This window comes from Phyllobacterium sp. 22229, assembly GCF_052056495.1.
Lineage (GTDB): Bacteria > Pseudomonadota > Alphaproteobacteria > Rhizobiales > Rhizobiaceae > Phyllobacterium > Phyllobacterium myrsinacearum.
Genome location: NZ_JBQEPA010000001.1, coordinates 36,735 through 61,735 on the forward strand (window position 1 = coordinate 36,735; position 25,001 = coordinate 61,735).

At 61.7% G+C, this 25,001-nt stretch carries 22 protein-coding genes; 11 read left to right on the forward strand and 11 right to left on the reverse strand.

The features are described from left to right. Positions 1-18: 18 nt before the first annotated feature. From ACTJJ7_RS00170 to ACTJJ7_RS00185, 4 genes are read right to left on the reverse strand one after another with little or no spacing between them, the layout of a single operon-like run. Positions 19-1,605 (reverse strand): 5-guanidino-2-oxopentanoate decarboxylase, encoded by a 1,587-nt coding sequence (locus ACTJJ7_RS00170; protein ID WP_440964703.1) that lies wholly within the window; start codon positions 1,603-1,605, stop codon positions 19-21. Beyond that, positions 1,602-2,789 carry a pyridoxal phosphate-dependent aminotransferase gene (locus ACTJJ7_RS00175; protein ID WP_440965088.1) on the reverse strand — a complete coding sequence of 396 codons (1,188 nt, stop codon included), beginning with the start codon at positions 2,787-2,789 and terminating at the stop codon, positions 1,602-1,604. The genes ACTJJ7_RS00170 and ACTJJ7_RS00175 overlap by 4 nt, the downstream gene beginning before the upstream one ends. Next, complete coding sequence (locus ACTJJ7_RS00180) at positions 2,789-3,445, reverse strand: TetR/AcrR family transcriptional regulator (RefSeq protein ID WP_440964705.1); 657 nt, start codon at positions 3,443-3,445, stop codon at positions 2,789-2,791. The genes ACTJJ7_RS00175 and ACTJJ7_RS00180 overlap by 1 nt, the downstream gene beginning before the upstream one ends. Then, positions 3,442-4,314, reverse strand: a complete 873-nt coding sequence (locus ACTJJ7_RS00185; RefSeq protein WP_440964707.1) for a dimethylarginine dimethylaminohydrolase family protein — start codon at positions 4,312-4,314, stop codon at positions 3,442-3,444. The genes ACTJJ7_RS00180 and ACTJJ7_RS00185 overlap by 4 nt, the downstream gene beginning before the upstream one ends. Before the next feature lie 170 nt (positions 4,315-4,484). On the opposite strand from ACTJJ7_RS00185, the gene ACTJJ7_RS00190 reads away from it, so the two are divergent. From ACTJJ7_RS00190 to ACTJJ7_RS00230, 9 genes are all read left to right on the forward strand, one after another. Continuing rightward, positions 4,485-5,309: an ABC transporter ATP-binding protein gene (locus ACTJJ7_RS00190; RefSeq protein WP_440964709.1), complete on the forward strand. Its 825-nt coding sequence runs from the start codon at positions 4,485-4,487 to the stop codon at positions 5,307-5,309. A gap of 60 nt (positions 5,310-5,369) precedes the next feature. Beyond that, positions 5,370-6,149 (forward strand): transporter substrate-binding domain-containing protein, encoded by a 780-nt coding sequence (locus ACTJJ7_RS00195; RefSeq protein ID WP_440964711.1) that lies wholly within the window; start codon positions 5,370-5,372, stop codon positions 6,147-6,149. Positions 6,150-6,270: 121 nt separating this feature from the next. Continuing rightward, entirely contained in the window at positions 6,271-6,984 is a 714-nt protein-coding gene (locus tag ACTJJ7_RS00200) for an ABC transporter permease (protein ID WP_105732937.1), read from the forward strand. Next, positions 6,984-7,823 (forward strand): ABC transporter permease, encoded by an 840-nt coding sequence (locus tag ACTJJ7_RS00205; protein ID WP_440964713.1) that lies wholly within the window; start codon positions 6,984-6,986, stop codon positions 7,821-7,823. Before ACTJJ7_RS00200 ends, ACTJJ7_RS00205 begins: the two co-directional genes overlap by 1 nt. Before the next feature lie 195 nt (positions 7,824-8,018). After that, the gene (locus ACTJJ7_RS00210; protein WP_440965090.1) at positions 8,019-10,025 is read left to right on the forward strand and encodes a CocE/NonD family hydrolase; all 2,007 of its coding nucleotides are present in this window, start codon (positions 8,019-8,021) and stop codon (positions 10,023-10,025) included. 121 nt (positions 10,026-10,146) lie between these two features. Beyond that, on the forward strand, positions 10,147-11,736 hold the full coding sequence (locus ACTJJ7_RS00215) for an ABC transporter substrate-binding protein (protein WP_105732935.1): 1,590 nt from the start codon (positions 10,147-10,149) through the stop codon (positions 11,734-11,736). Positions 11,737-11,747: 11 nt separating this feature from the next. Continuing rightward, on the forward strand, positions 11,748-12,707 hold the full coding sequence (locus tag ACTJJ7_RS00220) for an ABC transporter permease (protein ID WP_105732934.1): 960 nt from the start codon (positions 11,748-11,750) through the stop codon (positions 12,705-12,707). Between the two features lie 9 nt (positions 12,708-12,716). Then, positions 12,717-13,547 carry an ABC transporter permease gene (locus tag ACTJJ7_RS00225; protein ID WP_105732933.1) on the forward strand — a complete coding sequence of 277 codons (831 nt, stop codon included), beginning with the start codon at positions 12,717-12,719 and terminating at the stop codon, positions 13,545-13,547. Beyond that, the gene (locus tag ACTJJ7_RS00230) at positions 13,540-15,201 is read left to right on the forward strand and encodes an ABC transporter ATP-binding protein (RefSeq protein WP_130269259.1); all 1,662 of its coding nucleotides are present in this window, start codon (positions 13,540-13,542) and stop codon (positions 15,199-15,201) included. Before ACTJJ7_RS00225 ends, ACTJJ7_RS00230 begins: the two co-directional genes overlap by 8 nt. Positions 15,202-15,224: 23 nt before the next feature. On the opposite strand, the gene ACTJJ7_RS00235 is transcribed toward ACTJJ7_RS00230, so the two are convergent. The 6 genes from ACTJJ7_RS00235 to ACTJJ7_RS00260 form a co-directional block, all read right to left on the reverse strand. Then, the gene (locus ACTJJ7_RS00235; RefSeq protein WP_440964716.1) at positions 15,225-16,175 is read right to left on the reverse strand and encodes an alpha/beta hydrolase; all 951 of its coding nucleotides are present in this window, start codon (positions 16,173-16,175) and stop codon (positions 15,225-15,227) included. Further along, on the reverse strand, positions 16,172-16,954 hold the full coding sequence (locus ACTJJ7_RS00240) for a carnitinyl-CoA dehydratase (protein ID WP_440964718.1): 783 nt from the start codon (positions 16,952-16,954) through the stop codon (positions 16,172-16,174). Before ACTJJ7_RS00240 ends, ACTJJ7_RS00235 begins: the two co-directional genes overlap by 4 nt. Beyond that, positions 16,947-19,019: an acetate--CoA ligase family protein gene (locus ACTJJ7_RS00245; protein ID WP_440964720.1), complete on the reverse strand. Its 2,073-nt coding sequence runs from the start codon at positions 19,017-19,019 to the stop codon at positions 16,947-16,949. The genes ACTJJ7_RS00240 and ACTJJ7_RS00245 overlap by 8 nt, the downstream gene beginning before the upstream one ends. 189 nt (positions 19,020-19,208) lie before the next feature. Beyond that, positions 19,209-20,372 (reverse strand): acyl-CoA dehydrogenase family protein, encoded by a 1,164-nt coding sequence (locus tag ACTJJ7_RS00250; RefSeq protein WP_130269263.1) that lies wholly within the window; start codon positions 20,370-20,372, stop codon positions 19,209-19,211. A 3-nt stretch (positions 20,373-20,375) separates the two neighbouring features. Then, complete coding sequence (locus tag ACTJJ7_RS00255) at positions 20,376-21,437, reverse strand: carnitine 3-dehydrogenase (protein ID WP_440964722.1); 1,062 nt, start codon at positions 21,435-21,437, stop codon at positions 20,376-20,378. A 4-nt stretch (positions 21,438-21,441) separates the two neighbouring features. Further along, positions 21,442-22,347, reverse strand: a complete 906-nt coding sequence (locus ACTJJ7_RS00260; protein ID WP_130269265.1) for a 3-keto-5-aminohexanoate cleavage protein — start codon at positions 22,345-22,347, stop codon at positions 21,442-21,444. Between the two features lie 76 nt (positions 22,348-22,423). Between ACTJJ7_RS00260 and ACTJJ7_RS00265 the strand changes: the two genes are divergently transcribed. Beyond that, on the forward strand, positions 22,424-23,413 hold the full coding sequence (locus ACTJJ7_RS00265; protein ID WP_425350414.1) for a GlxA family transcriptional regulator: 990 nt from the start codon (positions 22,424-22,426) through the stop codon (positions 23,411-23,413). Positions 23,414-23,506: 93 nt separating this feature from the next. Continuing rightward, entirely contained in the window at positions 23,507-23,986 is a 480-nt protein-coding gene (locus ACTJJ7_RS00270; RefSeq protein WP_440964725.1) for a thioesterase family protein, read from the forward strand. Between the two features lie 13 nt (positions 23,987-23,999). Here the strand turns inward: ACTJJ7_RS00270 and ACTJJ7_RS00275 are convergent, their stop codons facing one another. Continuing rightward, positions 24,000-24,899 carry a LysR substrate-binding domain-containing protein gene (locus tag ACTJJ7_RS00275; protein ID WP_440964726.1) on the reverse strand — a complete coding sequence of 300 codons (900 nt, stop codon included), beginning with the start codon at positions 24,897-24,899 and terminating at the stop codon, positions 24,000-24,002. Positions 24,900-25,001: the final 102 nt, after the last annotated feature.

Here is a 25,001-nt window from a genome sequence, read left to right on the forward strand (position 1 = left end):
GTTGATGGCGTGACGCCATCAACCAATCAATGTTTCATCGATTTCAATCAGATAGGGCTGTCCGCTCGCCTTGGCTTTCAGCAGGGCGGCGGGCAGTTCTTCCAACGTTGTCAGCTTCTGCGAAGCCACGCCATAGGCTTCGGCGATTTTCAGGTAATCGGGTGCCGAGGGGCGCACGCCCACCGGATTGATGTGGACATCGCGCATGGCGCGCTCGATTTCCTGATAGCCCTGATTGTTCCAGACGACGAAAATGACCGGGACCTTCTCGTCGACGGCTGCACCGAGTTCCCCCAGCACGAACTGAAATCCGCCGTCGCCGACAATGCAGATCGTCGATGTCTCGGGCTTCCCAAGGGCCGCACCGATGGCAGCGGGCGGGCCGAAGCCGAGCGCGCCGAAGCCGGTCGCCGCATTGAACCAGCCGCCGGTGCGGTCATGATCGTAATAGAGATTGCCGGAATAGATGGCCTGGGTGGAATCCCCGACGATGAGTGAGCCCGGCAGCGTGTCGCGCAGGATATTCAGAAAGCGCACATGGCTTTGAGTGCGCGGACCGATCTCGGCCCATGCCGCATCGCGGGTGGCGCGGGCGCGGTCTTCGCCGGACTTCGTGTTGCGCCGCGCGGGCAAGGTGGCGGCAAGCGCGCTGACCGTCTCCCTGGCCGAAGCCTCGATGGGCATGAAGGCGGGGCGGCGGTCGAGCTGTCCCGCATCGATGTCGATACGCACCAGACGTTTCAGCTCGGGAAAACCGCCATCGCCATACATGTCATAGTCGGTCGGCCCCATTTCCGTGCCGATGGCAAGGACAAGGTCACTTTCCGCAAGAAGATCGCGCACGGCGGTGAGGCTGGCGCTGGCCGGAATCAGCAGCGGGTGATTGTGCAGGATGCCGCGCGCATTGGTGGTGGCGACCACGGGTGCATCCAGCTTCTCCGCCAGATCCTTGAGTTCCGCCGCCGCGCCCTTGGCGCCGCCGCCAATAAGGATGACCGGCCGTTCCGCCGCAAGGCACTGGCGGGTGAGTTCCGCCATGGTTTCGGCCGATGCCTGTGGGATAGGCGCGTCCGACAGCTGGCGGCTCGCGCCATCGAGCGGCTGTGCCATCACGTCGAGCGGTATCTCGATATGCACGGGGCCGGGACGCCGCGAGGCGAACAGCGCAAAGGCCCGGGCGAGCACGATGGGCAATTCGTCCGCTTTTTCAATGCGATGCGAGAACATCGCAACCGTCTGCAGCATGGCGCGCTGATTGGGCAATTCATGCAGGAAGCCCATGCCCTTGCCGAGCGAGTCCCGCTGGTTGACGCCCGAGATCACCAGCATGGGAATGGAATCGGCGCGCGCCTGACCCATCGCGGTGATCGTGTTGGTGATGCCGGGGCCGGTGATGACAAAGGCGACGCCGGGCTTGCCGGTCGCCCGCGCATAGCCATCGGCCATGAAGCCCGCGCCCTGTTCATGGCGCGGCGTGATGTGCCGGATTTTCGACGCGGCAAGACCGCGATAGAGTTCGATGGTGTGGACACCGGGAATGCCGAAAACGGTATCGACATCGTAGGATTCGAGCAGATGGACGAGGGCTTCACCAACCGTGGTCATGCGGATTTCCGTTGCTGGAGGCGGGTTGCGAGGCGGACGATCCCGGCGCAGGCGGCATCGATCTTGTCATCGGCGACGCTGAGGCTGAGCCGCAGATAGCCGGCGAGATTGTCGCCGAAGGATTCGCCGGGCATGACGGCCACGTGCTCTTCCTCAAGAAGGCGCATGGCGAAATCATTGCCGCTCAATCCCGTGGCGCGGATGTCGGCGAGAATGAACATGCCTGCCTGCGGCACGTCGGCGCCGATGCCGGCAATGCCGTCGAGCCGTTTTGAAATCAGCTGGGCGCGGCGGAAATAGCTCTCGCGCATCGTGGCCGCCGCTGCCGATGGCTGGCCGAGGGCATAGGCAGTCATGTCGGCGATGAAGGGCTGGACGCCGAACAGCATGGATTCGGACAGCGGCAGCAATTTCTGCGTGAACTCCGCCGGGCCGACGCACCAGCCGCTGCGGAAACCCGGTGCGGCATGGGATTTGGAAATGGAGGCAACGGCAATCGTCCGGTCGGCGAGTTCCGGCTGGTCGAGCGGCGAGGCAAAACTGCCATCGAAGATCAGCAGTTCGTAGACCTCGTCGGAAACGATCCACAGATTGTGTCTGCGGCAGACTTCGCCGATCTCGGCCACTTCCTTTGCGCTCAGCACCGCCCCGGTCGGGTTGTGCGGGGTGTTGAGGAGGAGAACACGGGATTTCGGTGTGACCGCCTTTTCCAGATCGGCGGCCTGCATGCGGAAGCCGTTTTCCGGCCGCAGCGGCACGGACACGCGGGTTGCACCGGTGGCGCGGACGACGCCGTCATAGGTGGCATAGAGCGGATCGCCGGTGATGATCTCGTCGCCTTCCTCGGCAAGGCCAAGCATGACGAGCGACAGCGCCGTCTGCGTGCCGGGAAAGCACAGGATGTGTTCCGGCCCGATGGCCCGGCCGGTGCGTGCGGTGTATTTTGCCGAAAGCGCCGCGAGAACGCCGGGTTCGCCCCGGCCATTCGAATAACCGGTGCGGCCAGTGCGCATGGCGCGTTCGGCCACGTCAAGCATGTCGGTCGGGGTCGGAATATCGGGTTCGCCGATGGTCAGCTCAATGATCTCATGACCGGCGCGCTTCATTTCGCGCGCCCGGATATGCACGGCCCATTTATCCGATCCCAGACCGGCCAGACGATCAGTCACAGACGCATAGCGCATCATTGGGCGCCTCCTTCAGCTTGTAATGAAATTCCCAGTACGGCTTCAATAGCGGCAACCCCGGTTTCCGCCAATTCCCCATCGTCGAAAATATCGCCGGCAAGGCAGCCTTCCAGCCACAATCCGTCGATGATCGCATTGATGGCAATGGCATGGCGGCGGGTATGGTTGTGTTCCGCCGGTTTTCCGGCGGCGCGCAGCGCCTCGCGGATGAGGATTTCCAGCTCGTCGCGAAAGCCGAGATAGCCGTCACGGTGGGCAGAGGCCATGGCGGGGTCGGCATGCACCAGCGCGATGAAACCCGCCCACAGCGAGAGGTTGTGCGGGTCCATGATCGGTTCGCCGAGATTGGCGGTAACGAAAGCCTGCAGGCGCGAACGCGGATCGTCGGCGGCATTCTGCAAGGCATCGCTGGCCTGTACGGTCATGCGGTTTATCACGGCGCGGTAGGCGGCGCCGATCAGGTCATCCTTGGTCGGGAAGTAATAGCGGATCAGTCCCGGCGTGACGTCGGCCCGCTGGGCGATTTCGCGCACGGTCGCCCCGGCGAGGCCGCGCTCGGCCACACATTCCAGCGTCGCGGCGATCAGATCCTCGCGGCGCTTGTCCTCGCCTTCGCGGCGAAAGGTTTTGCGTGTGGCCGATTGTGCGTTCATTGCCGGAAAACCGGGCGGGTGAGGCAGGTCGGGCCGCCCTCGCAGGCAATGCACAGCGCATCGGCTTCGAAGGTTGTCACGGTGCAGCCTGCGGCTTCCATGGCCGCTTTGGTCTTCTCGAAGCCCGCCACGGCGATCACTTCGTAGGGGGCTGTCGGCAAAACGTTGAGATTGAGGCCGTTGCTGGCAGCAAATTCGTCCTCCGGCGCGGCGATCAGGCGGATGCCGCGCTCCTTCAAAAGCTGGTAGAAGGCAGCGGGCAAAAGCGGCAGATGCACCAGCGCAAGGTCTTCGGCGAGCGGCGAGATGATCGACATCAGGTGCAGACAGGCCTCTTCGCCCTGCCACAGCGGCAGGTCGAACCCGAGAACGGTGACGCCAAGCGGCTCGAGGATGGCGGACATCTGCTCGATACCGGCCTGATTGGTGCGCACGCCGCGGCCGATGGCCAGCGTCTTGCTGTCGACCCAGACGCAGTCGCCGCCCTCGACGGTGCCCGGCGCGATGATACGGCCGAGAACCGGCACATCCATCTGGCTGTAGGTTTCGTGGTGCAGGTCCGTCTCGTCGAGGCGCAGGGATTTGCCCATGCGCAGGAGAATCGCGCCCTTGTCGGTGACGAGAGAGGGATCGTGGGTGAACACGGAATCCGACAATCCGTCGTTGCCGTCCCTGATCCAGGTGATATCGGCGCCCGACTGGGCCACGAGACCGGCAAAGACCCGGTGCTGTTCGGATGCGCGGCGCGGATCGAACTGCGGACCGTAATGCCAGACGTCGCGTTCGGCGCCCGCCATGACGCGGTCAGGCATGCGCATGATGACGCGTTTCAGGGGAAGGGCCATGGACTGGGAACCGAATGCGCTCATGCGACTGCTCTCTCGTAAAAATTGCTTATGGGAGTATTTATACGCTTGCATAATTAGAGCGCAAGTGGTGTGATGCCCTAAATTAGGCAGTTTGGCCTCATGCTGACAAAACAGGCAGAAACGAACGGTGTCATGACAGCAGGTGCAAGACAACCCATGGGAACCCAGCGATGACGGAGGCGTTGCGCGCATCCGTTGCCACAGACCCGCTCCAACCCGGTGCGGCTGAAAAGGCCGAAGCCATCCACGTCTGGAACCTGCACAAGAAATTCGGCGCCCTTGAGGTTCTCAAGGGCGTTTCGCTGACAGCCAGGGACGGCGACGTGGTTGCCATGATCGGCGGCAGCGGCTCGGGCAAATCCACCTTCCTGCGCTGCATCAATTTCCTCGAAAATCCGACGAGCGGCGTCATCCGCATCAATGGCGAGGACGTGCAGATGGTCAGCGACGGCGAGGGCGGCCAGTATCCCGCCAACCGGCGCCAGATCGAGCGCATCCGCAGCCGCCTTGGCATGGTGTTCCAGAATTTCAATCTCTGGCAGCACATGACCCTGATCCAGAATGTCATCGAAGTGCCGGTTCATGTGCTGGGCATGAAGCGCGACGAAGCCATGGCCATTGGCGAGCAATTGCTGGAGCGGGTCGGGCTGTCGGCCAAGCGCGATGTCTATCCCGCCTTTCTCTCCGGCGGCCAGCAGCAGCGCGGCGCCATTGCCCGTGCGCTGGCCATCCAGCCGCGCGTCATGCTGTTCGACGAGCCGACCTCCGCGCTCGATCCGGAACTGGTCGGGGAGGTGCTGAAGGTCATCGGCGACCTCGCCAAGGAGGGGCGGACCATGCTTCTCGTCACCCATGAGATGAAATTCGCCCGGGAAGTGGCGAGCCATGTCATGTATCTGCACAACGGCATTGTCGAAGAAGAGGGGCCGCCGGAAGAATTGTTCGGATCACCAAAATCTGAACGTTTGAAGCAGTTTATCCGCACTGTTTCATAAGTCGCATGAAAAAATACAGGGAATAATCCTGGGGAACAATAAAGAGAAATGGAGATAGGAATGAAAGCTTTCTTGAAATCAGCGGTTGCCGCCGCTGTTCTGGTTGCCGGAATGGGAGTCGCCAGCGCTGAACAGGTCAAGGTCGGCATCGCCGCCGAACCCTATCCGCCCTTCGCTTCGCCGGATGCCTCGGGCAAGTGGGAAGGCTGGGAAGTCGATATCGCCCTTGCCATCTGCGCGCAGGCCAAGCTCGATTGTGTCATCACGCCCGTGTCGTGGGATGGCATTATTCCGGCGCTGACCACCAAGAAGATCGATATGATCACCGCCTCCATGTCGATCACACCGGAGCGCGAGAAGACGATCGATTTCTCCGACAAATATTACAATACGCCCACGGTCATTCTCGGTTCGAAGGACGTCAAGATGGACGCCTCACCGGAAGGTTTGAAGGGCAAGGTGCTCGGTGTTCAGGTGTCGACCATCCATCAGGCCTATGCGAAGAAGCATTTTGCCGCGACCGCCGCCGAGATCAAGGAATACCAGACACAGGACGAAGCCAATCAGGATCTGGCCGCCGGACGCATCGACGCCACGCAGGCAGATTCGCTGGCGCTTGAGACCTTCGCCCAGACCGATGCGGGCAAGGCCTGCTGCGAGATCAAGGGCAAGGTTGCCCCCGATCTGGAAGTGCTCGGACCTGGCGTTGGTGTCGGCCTGCGCAAGGGCGACACGGAGCTGAAGACCAAGATCAATGCGGCCATCAAGGACATTCGCACCAACGGCAAGTATGACGAGATTTCGAAGAAATATTTCAACTTCGATATTTACGGCGGCTAGGCCGCTGTTCGGAGCAGGTTTTGGCCTGCTCCGTTCCTTCCGTTTAACGCAACGCATTTCATTGTTCTGAATCGAGGACGGCTTGGCCGACGCATCGATTGCTCCCGCCGCAATAGCCGGCATGTTCGACCTTTTGTCACCCAATCCGCCGGGATGGGGCGGCAACCTCCTGCGCGGTCTGGCGAATTCGCTGCAGATCGCCGTCGGCGCCTTTGGCATGGGATTGCTCATCGGCACGGTCGGCGCCTATGGCAAGCTTTATGGCGGCCCGCTGGTGCGCGATATCGCGGCCATCTACACCACCATTGTCCGTGCCGTGCCGGAGCTGGTGCTGATCCTTTTGCTCTATTATGCCGGGACCGACATGATCAACCGCATGCTGGAAGGTCTTGGCTATCAGCGCGTCGATATCAGCGGACTTGTCGCCGGGATCGTGGTTCTCGGTTTCGTGCAGGGAGCCTATGCAACCGAGGTGCTGCGCGGCGCCATCAAATCCATTCCGCAGGGCGAGATCGAGGCGGCGCGCGCCTATGGCATGCCGCCGGCGCTGATGATGCGCCGCATCACCCTGCCGGCCATGCTGCCGCATGCGCTGCCGGGGCTTGCCAATCTGTGGCTGATCTCGACCAAGGATACGGCGCTGCTTGCGGTTGTCGGTTTCAGTGAGCTGACGCTCGTCACACGGCAGGCGGCGGGCACGACGAAAGCCTATTTCCTGTTCTTCATCGCCGCCGGTATCCTCTATCTCGCCATCACCCTGTTTTCCAACCTCATCCTTGGCAAGGTCGAGCAATGGGCACGGCGCGGCATGCCTTCGGTCAAGGAGGCGCGGTGATGACCGAGACGCCGCTGGAAACGCCGGTCGAGACATTCCCGATCCACAAGGACCGCGACACCAGCGGTCAGGCGCGAAAACTGCCGCCGCACCGGATCGTCCTCATCCTCATCGGCCTTGCGCTTGTCGCGTCAGCCATCTTTTTCATGCGCTGGGACTGGCTGCCCAATTACGGCGATCTGATTCTGCAGGGCCTGTGGCGGACGATCTGGATACTGGTCGTCACGGTGATCATCGGTTTTCTGCTGGCGGTTCCGCTTGGGCTAGCACAGGCCGCCGGGCCCGCGGTGCTCGCCGTTCCCGCGCGCGTGTTCTGCACGGTCATCCGCGGCACGCCGCTGCTCCTGCAGCTCTGGCTGCTCTATTACGGCCTGGGCTCGCTGTTTCCGCAATATCCGTGGATACGCGGCTCTGACCTCTGGCCCTATCTGCGGCAGGCATGGCCCTATGCCGTTCTCGCGCTTTCCCTGTCCTATGCGGGCTATGAGGGCGAGGTCATGCGCGGCGCCTTTGCCGGCGTGCCCAAGGGGCAGCTGGAATCCGCCCGTGCCTTCGGCATGCCCCGGTTTACGATTTTCCGCCGCATCTGGCTGCCCCAGGCCATTCACCGCGCCTTGCCGACACTGGCGGGCGAGGCGGTCCTGCAGCTGAAATCGACGCCCCTGGTGGCGACGATTACGGTCGTCGATCTCTATTCCGTGGCCTCGCGCGTCAGGCAGGATACCTACATCACCTATGAGCCGCTTCTGCTGCTGGCAGCCGGTTATCTCGTCATCACCGGCATCATCGTTTTCCTGTTCCGGCGGCTGGAAAAGCTCATACCGTCGAGGCTCGGATGAGACTTTTTCATCGTGACGCAAATGACCCCACATATGTCGCAAGTGTTTGGTCCGCCTGGCCGGGCAGATGCGCATAGTAGGACACAAAAGGAACACCTCGCAAAAGACGAGAAAATGGGATTGATGTTTTCACCGGGTGTTCTGCCCGGTGTGCGTTATCTGTTTTCAGCTCCGCTGTGAGGACGAAAGATGGTAATGCGGACAGTCGAAACATTTCAGCACCAAGTGAAAGAAACCGCCGATCTGGGTATTGTCCTGCCCGATGGCTGCCGCCTGTCGGCCCGGGTCTGGATGCCCGAAGACGCTCTCGACAATCCGGTTCCCGCCATTCTCGAATTTCTGCCCTATCGCAAGCGCGACGGCACGACGGCGCGTGACAATCTCACCCATCCCTATTTCGCCGGACATGGCTATGCCTGCCTGCGCGTCGACATGCGCGGCAATGGTGATTCCGAAGGGCTGATGGAGGATGAATATTCGGTTCAGGAGCTGAACGATGCCTGCGCGGTGATCGAATGGATCGCGGCGCAGCCCTGGTCATCGGGCAAGGTCGGCATGATGGGCATTTCCTGGGGCGGGTTCAATTCGTTGCAGGTGGCGGCGCTGCAACCGCAAGCACTGAAGGCCATCATCACGCTGTGCTCCACCGACGACCGCTATGCCGACGACATCCATTACAAGGGCGGGCTTCTGCTCAACGAGAATCTGGGATGGGGCGCGACCATGCTCGCCTATTCCTCGCGCTCGCCCGATCCGATGCTGGTTGGCGACAAATGGCGCAGCATGTGGCTGGACCGGCTTGATCAAGAACCGTTCCTGCCGGCCGTCTGGCTGGCGCACCAGACGCGCGACGCCTATTGGAAGCGGGGCTCGGTCTGCGAGGATTTTTCCGCCATCAAGGCCGCCACGCTGGCCGTAGGCGGCTGGGGCGATGCCTACAAGAACGCGGTGCCGCGCCTGATGGAGGGGATCAAGGCCCCGGTCAAAGGCATTGTCGGGCCATGGGTGCACAAATACCCGCATTTTGCCGTGCCGGAACCGCGCATCGGCTTCCTGCAGGAGGCATTGCGCTGGTGGGACCGCTGGCTGAAGGACATCGATACCGGCGTCGAGGACGATCCGGCCTATCGCGGCTATCTCATGGATTCGGTCCGCCCGAAAAGCTGGTATACGGAGCGTCCCGGCTGCTGGATTGCCGAGCCGCAATGGCCGTCAAAAACCATCCGCAGCGAAGTGCTTCACCTTGGCGCTGACAAATCCCTGAGCGCAAAGGGGGGCGGGGCGTTTTCCCATCTCGTGGCCTCGCCGCAGGATTGCGGCATGATGGGCGGCGAATATTGCGCCATCTGGCTTGGTCCGGAGCTTCCCGGCGACCAGCGCCGCGATGACGCGCTGTCGGTCTGCTATGACGGCGATATCCTGGAAAAAGCGGTCGATATTGTCGGCGCCCCGGAAATCAGCCTGACGCTGTCCAGTGACAAGCCCGTTGCCATGGTTGCCGTGCGTCTGTGCGATGTGCACCCCGATGGCGCATCGACACGCATCACCTATGGCGTGTTCAACCTGTGCCATCGCGACAGCCATGAAAAACCCCAAGCGCTTTCGCCGGGCGAACCGGTCAAAATCCGCTTCAAGCTCGATGACATCGCCTACCGCGTTCCCGCCGGGCACCGGCTGCGCATTGCCGTTTCCTCTAGCTACTGGCCGATGGTCTGGCCGTCACCGGAAGCGGTCAGCCTGACGCTGCATGCCGGCACGCTCGATGTGCCGTCACGCGATCTCGCCACCGGCGATGAATGGACCTTTCCGCAGCCCGAAGCCGCATCGCCCTGGCAGCTCGATATCCTGCGCAAGGGCACGAACAGCCGCCTGATCGAGCATGATCAGGTCACGGGCAAGATCATTCTGTCGATCATGGACGATTTCGGCGAGGCGCGCGACAAGGAGCATGGTCTCATCCATGGCAGCGTGGCGCGCGAACGCTGGGAAATCCACGCGGATGATCCGCTGTCCGCCTATGGCGAGACGCATTGGACGGAACTGTCCGGCCGCGATGAATGGCGTGTGCGCACTGAAACCTTCACGACGATGCGGTCGGACAAGACGAACTTTCATCTGACCGGCCGGATCGAAGCCCACGAAAATGACGAGCTGGTTTTCGAGCGGAATTTTGCCGAGACGATCGCGCGTCAATTCATCTGATTGCTGGAGGAGCGGATTAAAAAGCTACGCTGACGGTTGAAATTCACGGGTATCAAGTCGCATAATTCACAAAAACCGAATTTGGACGCCAGGCGTTCCAAGCAACAAAAGGGGAATGGGTATGTCAAAAGAACTCGATTATCTGAGCCGCAAGGTCGCCCGCGGACATCTGTCGCGGCGTGATTTTCTCGGCCGTGCCGCCGCCCTCGGCGTCACCACGGTTTTTGCCAATTCTTTGCTGTCGAGCGCGGCTCTGGCCGAAGGCCCGGTCAAGGGCGGCACGCTGAAAGCCGGCATGCAGGGCGGTGCTTCGACCGACAGCATGGACCCCGCGACATGGCAGAGCCAGGTGCCGTACAAATTCGGCCGCCAGTGGGGCGAACAGCTCGTTGAAATTCAGGCCGATGGCACACTCAACCCCAAATTGGCTACGGAGTGGGGTTCAACCCCCGATGCCAAGGTCTGGACCTTCAAGATCCGCAAGGGCGTGCAGTTTCACAATGGCAAGGAGATGACTGCCGATGACGTCGTGGCCACGATGGAGCGCCACTCCGACGCCAATTCAAAATCCGGCGCCCTTGGGGTCATGAAGGGCATCGATAATGTGAAGAAAGACGGCGATACCGTTGTTTTCACACTGAAAGAGGCCAATGCCGACCTGCCGTTCCTGATGGATGACTATCATCTGATGATCCAGCCGAACGGCGGCAAGGACAAGCCCACCGCCGGTATCGGCACCGGACCCTACAAGGTGGTCAAGGACGAGCCGGGCGTGCGGCACATCGGCGAGAAATTTGCCAATTACTGGGATGGCGACAAGCGCGGCCATGCGGCGCAGATCGAAATCATCGTCATCAACGATGCCACCGCCCGCACGGCTGCGTTGCAGTCCGGCCAGGTGCACATGATCAACCGCGTCGAGCCGAAAATCGTCGATCTGGTCAAGCGCGTGCCGGGAGTGACCATCCAGAACGTCGCGGGCAAGGGGCACTATGTCTTCATCGCCCATTGCAACACCGCACCGTTCAACAATAACGACCTGCGCCTGGCGCTGAAATACGCCATGAACCGCGAAGACATGGTGCAGAAAATCCTGCGCGGCTATGGCTCTGTCGGCAATGATTTCCCGATCAACAAGGCCTATCCGCTGTTCTCCGACGATATCGAACAGCGCGCCTACGATCCCGACAAGGCGGCCTTCCACTTCAAGAAATCCGGCCATGATGGCGCGGTGCTGCTGCGCACGTCGGACGTTGCCTTCCCCGGCGCCATCGATGCGGCGCAGCTGTACCAGCAGAGTGCGGCCAAGGCCGGCATCAAGATCGAGGTCAAGCGTGAGCCGGGCGACGGCTACTGGTCGGAAGTCTGGAACAAGCAGCCGTTCTCGACATCCTATTGGGGCGGGCGTCCGACCCAGGACCAGATGTATTCGACCGCCTATCTGTCCACCGCCGACTGGAACGACACGCGCTTCTTCAATGAAAAGTTCGACAAGACATTGATCGCCGCGCGCGCCGAACTCGATCCTGCCAAGCGCAAGCAGATGTATCGCGACATGTCGGTGACGGTGCGCGACGAGGGCGGCGTCATCGTGCCGATGTTCAACGACTTCATCGACGCCACCAGCGCCAAGGTTGGCGGCTGGGTGAAGGACGGCAATCAGGAAATGAGTGGCGGCTATGCCTTGTCCCGCTGCTGGCTGAACGCCTAAGGCCGGGGCGGATGAGCGGTCCTGTCCTCAAACTGGTGGCCCAGCGCATTGCGATGGGCCTTCTCCTTCTCCTGGCCGTCTCGGTGCTGATTTTCGCAGGCACCCAGATATTGCCGGGAGACGTGGCGCAATCCATTCTCGGCCAGTCGGCCACACCGGAGGCATTGGAAAACCTGCGGCGTGACATGGGGCTGAACGATCCGGCCTATATCCGCTACCTGCATTGGCTCGGCGGCATATTGACCGGCGATCTCGGCACGGCGCTTTCCAGTGGACAGGACATCGCATCCTCGCTCAAGGGGCGGTTGTGGAACACCCTGTTCCTCGCCTTCTGGGCGGCAGTGGTTTCCATTCCGCTCGCCATCGCCCTCGGCCTCTTGGCCGTGCGCTACCGCAATGGCTGGGTGGACAAGATCATCTCCGGCCTCGGCCTCGCATCGACGTCGCTGCCGGAGTTCTTTACCGGTTATCTCCTGATCTATTTCGTCGCCGTGCGCCTGCAATGGTTTCCGAGCGTTTCGACCGTCTATGACGGCATGCCGCTCGGCGAAAGGCTGAGCGCCATTGCCCTGCCGGTGACGGTGCTGACGCTCGTCGTCCTCGCGCACATGATGCGCATGACCCGGGCGGCCATTCTCAATGTCATGCAATCGGCCTATATCGAAACGGCGGAGCTGAAGGGCCTGACGCCGTTCCAGATCATCGCCCGCCATGCTTTCCCCAACGCCATCGCGCCGATCGTCAATGTGGTCATGCTCAATCTTGCCTTCCTCGTTGTCGGCGTCGTCGTGGTCGAGGTGATTTTTGTCTATCCCGGCATGGGGCAATATCTGGTCGACCACGTGGCCAAGCGCGACGTGCCGGTCGTTCAGGCCTGCGGGCTGGTGTTCGCCGCCGTTTACATCACCCTCAACATCATTGCTGACATCGTGGCGATTGTTTCCAATCCCCGCCTCAGACATCCCAAGTGAGGCCGCGCCATGCTGAATGTTAAGAACATCCCCATCAGCGCCTGGATCGGCCTGATCATCACGGCGGTCTTCCTGTTCGCGGCCATTTTCGCGCCATGGGTTGCGCCTTATTCCGTCGGCGAAACCGTCGGCGATGTCTGGGAGCCCATGTCGGCAAAGTACTGGCTCGGCACGGACAATCTTGGCCGCGACCTGTTGTCCCGCATGATCTACGGCGCGCGCATCACCATCTTCATCGCCGCCATGGCAACGGCGCTGTCCTTCATTCTCGGCTCGGTCCTCGGCTTTGCCGCCGCCGTCATCGGCGGCTGGTTCGACCAGCTCATGTCGCGTTTCGTCGATCTGATCATGGCGATCCCGACGCTGATCTTCGCGCTTGTGGTGCTGTCGGTGCTGCCGGGCAATGTCACCACGCTGATCCTCGTCATGGGGCTGCTCGATGCCACGCGCGTCTACCGGCTGGCGCGCGCCGTGGCTGTTGATATCAACGTGATGGATTTCGTCGAGGCGGCAAAGCTGCGCGGCGAGGGGCGTATCTGGATCATTTTCCGCGAGATACTGCCCAACGCCCTGACACCGCTGGTTGCCGAACTCGGCCTGCGTTTCATCTTTGCCGTGCTGTTCCTGTCAGCGCTGTCCTTCCTCGGCCTCGGCGTCCAGCCGCCGGATGCGGACTGGGGCGGCATGGTCAAGGAAAACAAGGAAGGCATCGTCTTCGGCATTCCGGCAGCACTTATTCCGGCGGCTGCCATCGCGGTCCTCGCCATCTCCGTCAATCTCGTCGCCGACTGGATTCTCAACCGGACCACCAGCCTGAAGGGAGGACGCGGCAATGGCTAAGGCACCTGCGAAGGACAAGACCGGCCTGCTTCTCGACATCCGCAATCTGCGGATCGAGGCGACCAGCTATCCGCCGGGCGAAGCGCCGCGCAATGTGGTGATCGTCGATGATATCTCGGTGACGGTGGAACGCGGCAAGGTGCTCGGCCTCATCGGCGAATCCGGTGCGGGCAAATCCACCATCGGCCTGTCCGGCATGGGCTACGGGCGTGGCGGCGTGCGCATCACCGGCGGGGAGGTGCTGCTCAACGGCCGTGATATTCTCAAAGGCGGTGCAAAGACCCTGCGCGATATTCGCGGGCGGGAAGTCTGCTATGTCGCCCAGTCTGCCGCCGCAGCTTTCAATCCGGCGCGCAAACTGATGGATCAGGTGGTTGAAGCGGCGCTGCAGCACCGGATCGCCACCCGCGCCGAGGCGGAAAAACGCGCCATCGGCCTGTTCAAAAAACTGGGTCTGCCCAATCCCGAAACTTTTGGCCAGCGTTTTCCGCACCAGGTCTCCGGCGGCCAGCTGCAACGGGCCATGACCGCCATGGCGCTGTGTTCCGAGCCGGATCTGATCGTGTTCGACGAGCCGACAACAGCGCTCGACGTGACGACGCAGATCGATGTGCTTGCCTCGATCAAGGATGCCATCCGCGATACCAATGTTGCTGCGCTCTACATCACGCACGACCTTGCCGTGGTGGCGCAGGTGGCCGACGACATCATGGTGCTGCGCCATGGCAAGATGGTGGAATATGGCGACACGCGCCAGATCATCAAGGAACCGCGCCAGGATTATACGCGCCAGCTGGTGTCGGTGCATCACATCCCGCATCAGGAAAAGACGAGCACGGGCACGCCCATCCTGTCGGTGAAGAACATCACCGCGGCCTATGGCGGCGGGCTGGTCAAGGTATTGAAGAACGTCTCCGTGGATCTGCATCTTGGCCAGACGCTGGCGGTTGTCGGCGAATCCGGCTCCGGCAAATCCACACTGGCGCGGGCCATCACCGGCCTGCTGCCGCCGATGGAAGGGACGATCACCTTTGACGGGCGCACGCTTTCGCCGCGCCTTGCCAACCGCACGCGCAACGATCTGCGCGAATTGCAGATGATCTACCAGATGGCCGACGTGGCGATGAATCCGCGCCAGACCATCGGCACCATCATCGGCCGCCCGCTTGAATTCTATTTCGGCATGCGCGGCAAGGAGCGCGACGCACGCATTGCCGAACTGCTCGACAAGATCGAGATGGGCAAGGGCTTTGCCGACCGCTACCCCGCTGAATTGTCCGGCGGGCAAAAACAGCGCGTCTGCATCGCCCGGGCGCTCGCCGCCAAACCGAAACTGATCATCTGCGACGAGGTGACCAGCGCGCTCGATCCGCTTGTGGCCGACGGCATCCTGAAACTGCTGCTCGACCTGCAGGCGGACGAACATGTGGCCTATCTCTTCATCACCCACGATCTTGCGACGGTGAAATCCATCGCCGACGCCATCGCCGTGATGTATCGCGGCGAGGTGGTGCGCTACGGTCCGAAATCGCAGGTGCTGCAGCCGCCCTTCGACGCCTATACCGACCTGCTGCTGTCATCGGTTCCGGAAATGGAGCTGGGCTGGCTGGAGGGGGCGGTCAAGAACCGGCGCATGGCAAGCGCAGGGAATTGATCTGCAAAACTGCAAAATCGGGTTTAAAGCTGGCCCGGCCAGCGCCCCTGTCCCAGCAGATGCACGGCGGTGCAGATGCGGCGGAAACTGGAGCGCGCGCGTGTAACAGTGTGGCGGGCACGCAGATAGCCGTGCACGAGGCCGGGCTCATTGTTCCAGATTGCCTTGCCGCCCGCCGCTGAGACGCGCTGGCAATAGTGCCTGCCATCGTCGGAAAGCGGATCGCACTCGGCCGAGATCACGACAGTATCGGGCAGGCCGGAAAAATCCGGATCGGCCAGCGGGGCAAAGCGCGGGTCCGTCGACCAGTTGAACCCGCCACCCCTGATTTCCGCATAATAGAGGGTATCGCGCGTCGTCAGCATCGGTGCTTGCGCATGGGTCAGATAGGAGCCTCGATCCGTCGCGCCGCCGAGTCCCGGATAAATGAGCACTTGCCCAATCGGCTGCCGGTCATCACCGCGTACAGTGTGCGAGACAGCTGCTGCGAGATTGCCTCCTGCACTGTCTCCACATAGGACGACAGGCAGTTCCGAGATGGACGCCACGTGCTCAAAGGCTGCAAGGCAATCCCGGAATGAGGCGGGATGCAGATTTTCGGGGGCGAGGCGGTAGTCAACCGAAATGACCCGGAAACCGGTTGCGTCGCAAATCTCAGCACAGACGTCGTCATGGCTGTCGAGGCCGCCGACGACAAAGCCGCCGCCATGGAAATAGAGGCAGACCGCTTCAGGATCGCTGTCGCGTTTTTCGTAGATGCGGATGGGTATCTTGTGGTCTCGCGCATCGATGAAGCGATCAGCCGACGACACCGATTCCGGATAACCGGCAAAAAAGGCCTTGCACATGGTGTTATAGACGTCGCGCTGCTGCGCGACGGTATAGTTGACGGCATCGGGCGGATAAAAGCTGTTCGTCCGCTCGATGAAGGCCCAGGTTTCCGCGTCAATCAGGACTGAATAATCCGCGCTCATCTGCCCTTCCATACGGGATCGCGTTTTTCGGCAAAGGCTTTAAACCCTTCCTGACCGTCTTCCGAAGCGTAGAGCATGTCAACCGTGCGGAATTTGCGCTTGGTGATCCAGTTCATCGCGTCCTGGAAGCTCATGTCTTCCGCCTCGCGTGCCACTTCCTTGATGGCAGCGAACACCAGCGGCGGGCCGCTTTCCAGAAGCCGGGCGATCTCCCACACCCGTTGCATCAGCTTGTCCTTGGGCAGGACCTCGTTGACGAGGCCCCAGCGGTGCGCCTCGGCGACATCCATCCAGCGGCCGGTCAGAAGCAGGTCCATGGCGACGTGGTAGGGAATGCGCTTGGGCAGTTTCACAGTGGCGGCGTCGGCCAGCGTACCCGCGCGGATTTCCGGCAGGGCAAAGCTGGAATGGTCTGACGCATAGATGAGATCGCAGGAGAGGGCGAGTTCGAACCCGCCGCCGACCGCCATGCCATTGACCGCGGCGATCACTGGCTTGTTGAAGTCGCGCAGTTCCTGCAGGCCGCCAAAACCGCCGACGCCGTAGTTACCATCAACCGCATCGCCGCCTGCAGCGGCCTTGAGGTCCCAGCCGGCGCAAAAGAACTTGTCGCCCTCGGTCTGGACAATGGCGACGCGAAGCTCGGGATCATCGCGGAACTTTTGAAACGTTTCACCGAGCAGGCGGCTGGTCTTCAGGTCAATGGCATTGGCTTTTGGCCGATCCAGCGTGACTTCGAGAATGCCGCCTTCGCGGCGCGTCCTGACAACATCATTCATGCAGCTCTCCCCTGGTGATTAACAGCGCATCGGCGATCCAAGCGCCTTGGCCGCTGCGGCATACAAGCAGCGGATTGATATCGAGTTCAACGATCCGCCCTGCATTCTTCACGGCAAAACCGGCAATGCCAAGAATGGCATCGATTGCGGCATCCAGATCGGCTTTCGGCTTGCCGCGATAGCCATCGAGCAGCGGAAACATGCGCAGGCTCCGAAGAGCCGCTTCGATCTCCGCGCGGCTCGATGGCAGCAGCAGCGTGACACTGTCCTGCAGCAGTTCCACCAGCACGCCGCCGGTTCCAAGGGTCATCAGCGGTCCGAACTGCGGATCATCGACAATGCCGACGATCAGTTCCGCAACCGCATCGGTCACCATGCGCTCGACATAGAGGCCGCTGCCGATGGCAATCAGGTCGGTTGCTGCCGCGCGCACGGCATCTGCATCGCGCAGGTTGAGCCGCACGGCATTCAACTCGGATTTGTGCGCGACGCCGAGCGCCTTGAGCGCAACCGGGAACGTCAGGTCCTGCGCAGCCGCAACCGCAGCATCGACCGTCCGGCAGCCTCTGCCCGGTGGTACGGGCAGGCCGTGATTGGCAAGGATAGCTTTAGCTTGCGCTTCATCGGGCGCCCTTTCGTCTGCGTCACGAATTTCCGGGGAGACGACCGGCTGGGCAAGCGGTGTCTTCCATGCCTTGCCGATAAAGGCGGCCGCTTCCGCCGCATCGAATGCTTCGGTGATGCCGCAGAGCGGCGCAATGCCCTGCGCCATCAGCCCGGCCATGTACTCTTCCGGGATGTTTTCCGGCAGTGAGGCGACGATGGCACCCTTGGCCCTGTTGGTTTTGAGGGCCGATTCAAGGCCACGTACCGTCGACCACCAGTCGACATCGGAACAGCGATCCTTGCGCGGAAAATCGAGGACGAGACAGCTCAAGGCAAAGCCGCCGGATACCATGGCCGTGAAAGTCTCGGTCAGCGCCGGTTCGTTGTTCCAGATGAACGTGTGGTAATCCAGCGGATTGGCGACGGCGACCAGCGGCCCCAGCGTCGATTTGACCTTGGCGCGATGCTCCGGCGTGAGCGGTGGAAAGTGGATGCTCCGCCCCTCGGCGCTGTCGGCCATGACGGAGGCTTCGCCGCCGGAACAACTCATGGAGCACAGCGTGTCGCCGTCAAGCGGCCCGTGCACATGCAGCAGTTTCAGCGTTTCAAGGAAAGAGGCGATGGAATTGACGCGGGCAATGCCGAGCCGTTGCAAAAATGCATCCGAGGCCGCATCCGATCCGGCCAGCGAGGCCGTGTGCGATACCGTGGCGGCGCGCGCCTGAGCGGAGCGCCCGACCTTCATGGCGACGATAGGCTTGTTGAGTTCGCGCGCCCGTTTTGCCAAGGCTTCGAACTTTGCTGCGGATTGAAACGCCTCGATGTGCAGGCCCAGCGCTGTCACCCGTTCATCCTCAAGCAGGGCGATGGCCATGTCGGGCAGGCCGGTCTGCGCCTGGTTGCCCGCCGTCATGACGTGGGCAATCGGCAATCCGCGCGTCTGCATGGTCATGTTGATGGCGATGTTGGAAGATTGGGTGATGATGGCAACACCGCGCTCACCGGCGGCAAGCCTGCGCCCGCCATGCTGGTCGGGCCAGAGCAGGGCGCCATCGCAGTAATTGATCAGGCCATAGCAGTTCGGCCCGATGATGGGCATATCGCCTGCCGCCGCGATCAGTTCGTCCTGCAGGCGTGCGCCGTCCGCGTCATCGGCACCCGCTTCAAGAAACCCCGAGGCGTAGCAGACGGCAACACCCGCGCCGCGTTCACGCAATTGGCGGACGATATCGAGGGTCAGGAAGCGGTTGACGCCGACAAAGGCCGCATCGGGGCTGCCGGGCAAATCGGCAACGGACCGGTAGGCCTTGAGGCCGAGGACTTCGTCATGCTTGGGATGCACCGGCCATATCTCGCCGGAGAACCCCATTTTCTGCGATTGCTTGATGACTTCGGCAGCCTGAAGGCCGCCGAAGACAGCAATGGTTTTGGGACGGAGCAGACGGTCGAGTGCGTGCATGTATCAGGCACCCCCCTCTGTCCTGCCGGACATCTCCCCCACAAGGGGGGAGATCACATTGGCATGAATGTTTTCGCACAACAGGAAACGTTTCAAATTTCGCAGAAACGGCAATGCAGGCTGATCTCCCCCCTTGTGGGGGAGATGTCCGGCAGGACAGAGGGGGGTGAAACCTGACCGCATAACCACTTACGCTCCATGCGGGCGAAGCAGGGCGCGCGAAATGATGTGCCGCTGGATTTCCGATGTGCCTTCCCAGATGCGCTCGACCCGTGCATCGCGCCAGATGCGCTCAAGCGGCAGGTCGTCCATCAGCCCCATGCCGCCGTGAATCTGGATCGCCTCGTCGGCGACAAAGGCGAGCATTTCCGTGGCCTTCAGCTTGGCCATGGCCATGTCCTGGTCGGTGACCGTGCCCTGATCGAACTTCCAGCCCGCCTCGAAGGTCAGGAGATCGGCGGCCTTCAGTTCGGTTGCCATGTCGGCAAGCTTGAACGAGACGCCCTGAAACTTGCCGATCTGCTGGCCGAACTGTTCCCGCTGCGCCGCATATTCAATCGCATGGCCAAGCGCCCGTTCGGCCCGGCCGAGACAGGTGGCCGCAACCTGCAGACGCGTCGCGCCAAGCCATGTATTGGCGACCTCGAAACCCTTGTGCACCTCGCCAAGGATGGCGTCTGCGGGCAGGCGGCAATCGTCGAACTCGACGATGGCATTGGTATAGCCGCGGTGCGAGACGTTGCGGTATCCCTCGCGGATGGTCATCCCTGGATGGCCCTTGTCGACGAAGAAGGCGGTGATTTTCTTTTTCTTGCCGCGCGGCGTGTCTTCCTCGCCGGAGGCCACGAAGAGGATGACGAAATCCGCTTCCAGCGCGTGGCTGATGAAATGCTTGGTGCCGTTGACGACCCAGTCACCGCCCTTTTCCACCGCCGTCGCCTTCATGCCGCGCAGATCGGAACCGGCGCCCGGTTCCGTCATGGCAAGGCAATCGGACTTTTCGCCGCGAATGCAGGGATAGAGGTATTTTTCCTTCTGCGCGTCGGTACCGGCGAGCAGGATGTTCGAGGGACGGCCGACGCAGGACCAGTGCAGCGCATAATTGGCGCGGCCAAGCTCCTTTTCGTAGAGCAGCCATGTCACGGTATCGAGACCGGCGCCGCCGACGGATTCCGGCATGTTCGCCGCATAAAGACCGGCTGCTATCGCCTTCTGTTTCAGCTCGTCCGCAAGCTCCTTGCGCAGGACACCAGTGCGCTCCACTTCCGCCTCATGCGGGTAAAGCTCGTTTTCGACAAAGGCGCGTGTCGTTTCGACAATCAGCCTTTGCTCCTCCGAAAGACCGAAATCCATGATTTAAGCCTTCTTCCTGGGTTTGGTGGATTTTGCCTTTTCAGCCGCCTTGGAGACCGCAGGCTTCTTGGCCAGCTTGGACAGTTGCTTGGTGTAATCCTTGTAGAGCGCACCGGCACCCCAGCCCTTGCCCTTGTTCTGGCGGGAGAGGGCATCCATGATGGCCACGAGGTTATCGTCGCGGATGCGTTCCAGTTCGCGGATGGAGAGGCCATGCGCCTGTTCATCGGACTGGGCGGCGATCTTGTCGACGAGTTCATCGGTGAGTTCCGGCACGTCCATCAGCTTTGTCCATGGCCAGGACAGGCAGGGTCCGAACTGGGCCATGAAGTGGCGCATGCCGGCTTCGCCGCCCGCCACGCGGTAAACCTGGAACATGCCCATCTGCGCCCAGCGGATGCCGAAGGAATAGCGCATGATATCGTCGAGTTCCTCGACGGTGGTGATGTCGTCCTTGATCAGCCACAGCGCTTCGCGCCAGACGGCTTCGAGCAGGCGGTCGCCGACAAAGGCTTCGATTTCCTTGCGGATGACGACGGGTTTCATGCCGATGGAAGCATAGAGTTCCCGCGCGGTTTCGATGGCTTCCGGCGAGGTCAGCCTGCCGCCGACGATTTCAACCAGCGGCAGGAGATAGACCGGGTTGTAGGGGTGGCCGACAACAAGGCGCTCGGGATGCTGCATCGATGTCTGCATATCCGACGGCAGGATGCCTGACGTGGATGAGCCGATGATGGCATCGACCGCCGCATGCTTGTCGATCTCCGCCAGCACCTTGTGTTTGAGATCGAGGCGTTCCGGCACGCTTTCCTGGATGAAATTGGCACCGGCCACGGCCTCGGCGATCGATTTGGCGAAGGTCAGCTTGCCCTCCTGCGGCAGGCCGCCGGGCACCATGGTCTTGTAGGCGCGGCGTGAATTCTTCATCACCTCGCTGACCTTGCGCTCCGCCTCCGGGTCCGGATCGAAGATCGATACGTCGATGCCGTTGAGGATGAGACGGGCAACCCAGCCCGCACCGATGACGCCGCCGCCGACGGCTGCCGCTTTGCGAATGACGCTCATGATCTCACCAGCCCTTTGTCAGTTTCATGCGGGCCCGAACCTCGTCCGGTCCCAGAATGCGGGCGCCGATGCCTTCGGCGACCTTCACGGCCCGTTCGACCAACTGGCCGTTGGTGGCAAGAACGCCCTTGTCGAGCCAGATATTGTCTTCGAGGCCGACGCGGATATTGCCGCCGGCCAGCATGGCCATGGCCGCATAGGGCAGTTGGTTGCGGCCGATGGAGAAGGCCGAAAACGTCCAGTTGGCGGGCAGGTTGTTGGTCAGCGCCAAAAGCGTGTTGATATCGTCGGGCGCACCCCACGGAATGCCCATGCATAGCTGCACCATGACCGGGTCTTCCAGAAGCTTCTGGTCATAGAGCCATTTGGCGAGGAGCAGATGGCCGGTATCGAAAATCTCGACTTCCGGGCGCACGCCCAGCGCCTTGATCTGCGCCGCCATGTCTTTCAGCATGGCGGGCGTATTGGTCATGACGTAATCGCCTTCGCCGAAATTCATCGTGCCGCAGTCGAGCGTGCAAATCTCCGGGCGCAGCTTGGCCACATGCACGAGCCGCTCGGTGGCGCCGACCATATCGGTTCCAACTGATGAGGGTGGCATTGGCTGTTCGGTGCTGCCGAGCGTCAGGTCGCCGCCCATGCCGGCGGTGAGGTTCAGCACCATGTCGACGCCGGATGCCTTGATCAGCTCGACCACTTCCGCATAGAGCGCGACATCGCGCGATCCCTTGCCGGTCTTCGGATCGCGCACATGGATATGCGCCACAGCGGCACCGGCATTGGCGGCGGAAATGCACTCGTCGGCGATCTGCCGCGGGGTGACCGGAACCTTGTCGGAACGGCCTGTCGTGTCGCCCGCGCCGGTGACGGCACAGGTGATGAATACGTCGCGATTGGGGGTGAGTCCCATTGCTTTGCTCCCATTTTTTCGTTGGGCAAATCATGCAGCTGTTGCAAATGCATGCTTTGCAATATACGAATTGAACTTGATGAATAGCGAAACGTCGCCCCTCTTTTTGCCCGATGCCAAAACGCTTGAGGTGACGGTTCTCGTCTTCAGCGGCGCGTCGCTGATGTGCGTGGCATCAACCATCGATCCGATGCGCGCTGCCAACCGCGTCTCCGGCAGTACCCTGTTCAAATGGCGGATCGTTTCGCTCGACGGCAACCCGGCGATCACCACCTGCAGCCTGCCGATTGCCGTTTCCGGCGCGTTCGATCCGGCTGACAAAGCCGACATGCTGCTGATGATCGGCGGGTTCGGCACCTCGGATATTTCGCGCACCACCTTTACCGCCAGCCTGCGCCGCGCCATGCATCACTACCGGATGATCGGCGGCATCGAAGCGGGGTCATGGCTGCTCGGCCGGGCAGGGCTGCTGCGCGGCCGCCGTGCCACGACGCACTGGGAGGACATGGAGGAATTCACCGCCGAATTTCCCGAGGCGGATATCCGGCCGGACCGCTATGTCATCGACGGGCCGGTGTTCACCACGGGCGGTGCATCGCCCACCTTCGACCTGATGCTGCATCTCATCCGCTCGCGCTGCGGCATGTCCGTGGCGCTCGATGTGGCGAGCGTCTTCATCTATGACGAAGCCCATGCATCCAATGATGCGCAGCCGCTTGTCTCGCTCGGGCGGCTTGACGATGTCCATCCGAAACTCGCCACCGCGATCCGGCTCATGGAGGGCAATCTCGATGCGCCGCTCACCATCGGCGCGATCGCCAAACGCTGCGGCCTGAGCGCGCGCAGCCTGGAAAAGATTTTTGCGAAAGCCGTGGGCGAGGGACCGGGCCGCTATTATCTGCGCCTGCGCCTGAAGATCGCGCGGCGGCTGATCACCGATACCAAAACCCCGCTGGCCGATATCGCCGCGCGCACGGGTTTCTCCTCGGCCGCCGCCTTTGCCCGCACGTTCCGCACCTTCGAGGGCAAGCCGCCGAGCAGCCTGCGCTCCGGCGCCAATCGATAGGGTGCCGCCATTATCAGTCGTTTTTGACACAGTGGACGGGCAGCTGCCATGGTTCAAATGCCGCCGGGTTTTACCAATGAGGGGAATATCAGCATGCCAGAAGGTGAATTGTACCGCTCCGCTCCGCTCGCCATGGAAAAGGAGTGGATCGATTATAACGGCCATCTGAACATGGCCTATTACAATGTGGTGTTCGACCGGGGCGGTGACGAATTCCTCGCCGAACTGGGGTTTGGCCCGACATATGCGGCGCAACGCAGGCTGACGATCTACACGGCTGAGGTTCATATCTGTTACGTGCAGGAGATCCATCTCGACCATCTGGTGACGGTTACCAGCCAGCTGATCGATTTCGACGGCAAGCGTTTGCATACCTATAATGAAATCATTCACGTCGATGGCTGGGTCGCTGCGACCTCGGAAGTCCTGTCACTGCACGTGGATATGAACGGCCCGAAGGTTGTGCCGTTCCCGGAAGATGTGCTGCCAAAGCTGGCGTTTTACCGGGATGCCCATGCAAAGCTTGGGATTCCGGCGCGGGTTGGCAAATCAATCGGGATCAAGCGGAAGTAGGTTTGCATAACGCTTATGCAGCCTCGAACTGCTCCACCAGCCACTTCTCGAACTGGCGGATGCGGGTTTCATTGACCCGCTCCTTGCGGCAGATCATGTACCACGCACCGGGCTGTGGCACCCTCAGCGCAAACGGCGCCACCAGACGCCCCGCCTTCAGATCGTCCGCGACGAGAAAGCCCGGCGCGATGGCCAGCCCCTGGCCGTCGAGAGCCGATTGCAGCGCGGCGAGATAGGTGTCGAACTTCAGCGTCACCGCCTGGCCGTTATCGGCAATGCCGGCTGCATCGAGCCACGTGCCCCAATCCTCGGGTGCGGTATAGAGCGCCAGGCGCGGCACCTTGCTGAGTGCCTTTGCCTCGGTGTTGCCCGCGATCCGCGCGGCAACCGCCGCGCTGCACACCGGAAACATCTCGGCTTTGACAAGCAGCCGGTAATGCAGGTTCATCCGCTCCGGCCGGGTGGTATGGATGATGCCGATATCGGAACTGTCGATGTTGAGTTCCCAGTCGAGCTGGCTGGTGCCGATGCGGATGGCAAGGTTCGGATTGACCCTGCGGAAATCGGTCAGGCGCGGAATGAGCCAGCGGATGGCGAAGGTCGCATAGGTTTCAAGCGCCAGATCGTCCGTCGTGCCCAGCCGGTTGATTAGTGCCGTGCCGCGAGCGATCTTTTCGAAGGCATCGCGCATATAGGGGTAATACAGCGTGCCGGCATCGGTCAGCGCCACGCCGCGCGGCAGGCGTTCGAACAGCTTTACCCCGAGAATCGCCTCCAGCTCGGAAATGCGGTGGCTGATGGCCGATTGGGTAACGCCCAGCTCGTCGCCTGCCAGGCGAAAGCTCAAGAGGCGTGCCGAGGCTTCAAACGCGCGCAATGAGCCGAGCGGCGGTATTCTGGGCTTCGACATCATCGGGCGGCATCCTGTAAAACAGACTGTTGAGAATAATTCATGTCTTGATGAGCAACCATCGCTTGAACGGCGCCCAATGCGGAATCATTCTAATCTGCGACG

Bases quoted from the DNA above. Each gene is read 5' to 3' on its own strand.
- ACTJJ7_RS00170 (WP_440964703.1), bottom strand. From the start codon at position 1,605: ATGACCACGGTTGGTGAAGCCCTCGTCCATCTGCTCGAATCCTACGAT.
- ACTJJ7_RS00175 (WP_440965088.1), bottom strand. From the start codon at position 2,789: ATGCGCTATGCGTCTGTGACTGATCGTCTGGCCGGTCTGGGATCGGAT.
- ACTJJ7_RS00180 (WP_440964705.1), bottom strand. From the start codon at position 3,445: ATGAACGCACAATCGGCCACACGCAAAACCTTTCGCCGCGAAGGCGAG.
- ACTJJ7_RS00185 (WP_440964707.1), bottom strand. From the start codon at position 4,314: ATGAGCGCATTCGGTTCCCAGTCCATGGCCCTTCCCCTGAAACGCGTC.
- ACTJJ7_RS00190 (WP_440964709.1), top strand. From the start codon at position 4,485: ATGACGGAGGCGTTGCGCGCATCCGTTGCCACAGACCCGCTCCAACCC.
- ACTJJ7_RS00195 (WP_440964711.1), top strand. From the start codon at position 5,370: ATGAAAGCTTTCTTGAAATCAGCGGTTGCCGCCGCTGTTCTGGTTGCC.
- ACTJJ7_RS00200 (WP_105732937.1), top strand. From the start codon at position 6,271: ATGTTCGACCTTTTGTCACCCAATCCGCCGGGATGGGGCGGCAACCTC.
- ACTJJ7_RS00205 (WP_440964713.1), top strand. From the start codon at position 6,984: ATGACCGAGACGCCGCTGGAAACGCCGGTCGAGACATTCCCGATCCAC.
- ACTJJ7_RS00210 (WP_440965090.1), top strand. From the start codon at position 8,019: ATGCGGACAGTCGAAACATTTCAGCACCAAGTGAAAGAAACCGCCGAT.
- ACTJJ7_RS00215 (WP_105732935.1), top strand. From the start codon at position 10,147: ATGTCAAAAGAACTCGATTATCTGAGCCGCAAGGTCGCCCGCGGACAT.
- ACTJJ7_RS00220 (WP_105732934.1), top strand. From the start codon at position 11,748: ATGAGCGGTCCTGTCCTCAAACTGGTGGCCCAGCGCATTGCGATGGGC.
- ACTJJ7_RS00225 (WP_105732933.1), top strand. From the start codon at position 12,717: ATGCTGAATGTTAAGAACATCCCCATCAGCGCCTGGATCGGCCTGATC.
- ACTJJ7_RS00230 (WP_130269259.1), top strand. From the start codon at position 13,540: ATGGCTAAGGCACCTGCGAAGGACAAGACCGGCCTGCTTCTCGACATC.
- ACTJJ7_RS00235 (WP_440964716.1), bottom strand. From the start codon at position 16,175: ATGAGCGCGGATTATTCAGTCCTGATTGACGCGGAAACCTGGGCCTTC.
- ACTJJ7_RS00240 (WP_440964718.1), bottom strand. From the start codon at position 16,954: ATGAATGATGTTGTCAGGACGCGCCGCGAAGGCGGCATTCTCGAAGTC.
- ACTJJ7_RS00245 (WP_440964720.1), bottom strand. From the start codon at position 19,019: ATGCACGCACTCGACCGTCTGCTCCGTCCCAAAACCATTGCTGTCTTC.
- ACTJJ7_RS00250 (WP_130269263.1), bottom strand. From the start codon at position 20,372: ATGGATTTCGGTCTTTCGGAGGAGCAAAGGCTGATTGTCGAAACGACA.
- ACTJJ7_RS00255 (WP_440964722.1), bottom strand. From the start codon at position 21,437: ATGAGCGTCATTCGCAAAGCGGCAGCCGTCGGCGGCGGCGTCATCGGT.
- ACTJJ7_RS00260 (WP_130269265.1), bottom strand. From the start codon at position 22,347: ATGGGACTCACCCCCAATCGCGACGTATTCATCACCTGTGCCGTCACC.
- ACTJJ7_RS00270 (WP_440964725.1), top strand. From the start codon at position 23,507: ATGCCAGAAGGTGAATTGTACCGCTCCGCTCCGCTCGCCATGGAAAAG.
- ACTJJ7_RS00275 (WP_440964726.1), bottom strand. From the start codon at position 24,899: ATGATGTCGAAGCCCAGAATACCGCCGCTCGGCTCATTGCGCGCGTTT.